1 protein-coding gene is annotated in these 1,812 nt (G+C 56.9%); it reads right to left on the bottom strand.

Annotation, left to right across the window (positions count from 1 at the left end; translation table 11 throughout):
• On the bottom strand, positions 1 to 1,812 hold a 1,812-nt coding region (locus D5S03_RS08390), incomplete at both ends, for a molybdopterin-dependent oxidoreductase (protein WP_287043444.1).

The raw sequence follows: 1,812 nt of genomic DNA, 5'->3' as shown, positions 1-1,812 counted from the left end.
AGCGGGTCATGACCCCGGACTGCCAGTGCTCGGTCACCCTGTAGGTAGTGCCCACAAAGGGGTAGCGCGGATCGCACACGGCCCGTTTTTCACCTTCGAAATGCAGGGCCACGGGGTTATGCAGCTGTTTTGAAAAAGGCTGCTCTTCAAAAGGACATTCCAGGGGTTCATAGTGTTCCGGAAATGGTCCGTCCACCAGGCCCGGCCCAAAGAGGCGGCCATAGCCTTCTGTGGTCATTATGAACGGGTGTTTCTCGCTGGGTCCCCAGCCGCCGTCGGGTACGTCACCCACCCATTGGTTGTCCTGCCACTTGATGACCGCCTTGTCCGGAGCGTATGGCCGGCCGTTCTTGTCCACAGAGGCCCGGTTGTACAGCACGCGCCTGTTCACCGGCCAGGCCCAGGACCAGTTGGGGAATAGAGCGATATTGGCCTGCATGTCCGTCTGGGTCTTGTCCCGGCGGGCCATCAAATTGCCATCCTCGGTGAAGGAACCGCAGTACAGCCAGTTGCCGCAGGCAGTGGATCCGTCGTCCTGGAGCAGAGCAAAGCTCGGCACCTGGGTGCCGGCTTTATAGGTGGTGCCATCGATGGTCTTATCCCTGAGGAAGTAGCCATTGTGCAGCCTGGCCATTTTTTCTACATCAAATTTACCGTCAGTGACTATATTGTCCAGGTTAAAATTGGCAATGGGTTCCGGGAATTCTCCGCCTTCCTCCTGGTAAAGGGCTTTGAGCCTTCTGGCCAGCATGACCATCATGTCCCCATCGCGCTTACTGCCCCCCAGGGGTTTGGGGCCTTCATAACGCCACTGGGCCCAGCGCCCGGAATTGGTAATTGAGCCTTCTTTCTCGTAGAATACCGCTGCCGGGAGCATGAAGACCTCGGTCTTTATCCTGCCTGGGTCCATGCCCGGACCATGCCAGAAGGAACCCGTCTCGTTGTGGAAGATGTTTACGTTGACCAGCCAGTCCAGTTTGCTCAGGGCCTCCCTGGTCTTGTTGGTATCAGCTCCGCTCACGGCCGGGTTCATGCCCCAGGCGAACAACCCCTTGAACTTGCCCTGGTGCATATGGTCGAACATGACCAGCCAGGAGCAGTCCTGTCCTGCGTCCAGCCTGGGCATGTAGTTATAGCTCTCAGACGGTTCCTTGTCCGGATACATGGCCTTTAAAAGGCTGGCTATGTACTTGGGCCGGTTTTGCCACCAGTTGGCACTCTTGGGATCATGGCTGACCGGGGTGTTGGCCTTGTTGTAATCCTCCAGAGTGGGCCAGGAAGCCCTGGGGGTTGGATTGTAGGCCGGGATGATATGATAGAGCAGGGCGCTGTCGGTTGATCCCTGGACGTTGGATTCTCCGCGCAGGGCGTTGACTCCGCCGCCGGCATTGCCCACGTTGCCCAGCAGCAGCTGGATCATGGCCATGGATCTGATGAGCTGGACAGCTATGGTATGCTGGGTCCAGCCCATGGCGTATGTGTTGGTCCCGGATTTGTCCGGAGCGCCGGTGGCGGCGAAGGCCTTGTAAACCTCTTCCAGCTTGTCCCTGGGTGTACCAGTGGTTTCGGAAACCCGGTCCAGGGTGTATCGTTCAACGTGTTTCTTGAGCAGCTGGAATACGCAGTTGGGATCCTGTAGGGAGGTATCCCTTTTGGGTATGCCGTCATTGTCCTTTTGAAAGCTCCAGGAGTCCCTGTCATAGGAGCCAAATACTGCGAAATTGGTCTCGCTTTTCTTTTGAAAGCCGCTGAAAAGCCCTTCTTCAGGATCAAAGTAGAAATCGGGATTCACCAGAAACGCAGCATTGGTGT

Origin of the sequence: Desulfonatronospira sp. MSAO_Bac3, from assembly GCF_003838035.1 — a bacterium.
In the GTDB taxonomy this organism is placed as follows: Bacteria; Desulfobacterota; Desulfovibrionia; order Desulfovibrionales; family Desulfonatronovibrionaceae; genus Desulfonatronospira; species Desulfonatronospira thiodismutans.
Note: the sequence above shows the minus strand (reverse complement) of the source record. Positions and strands in the feature narration are given on the sequence as shown.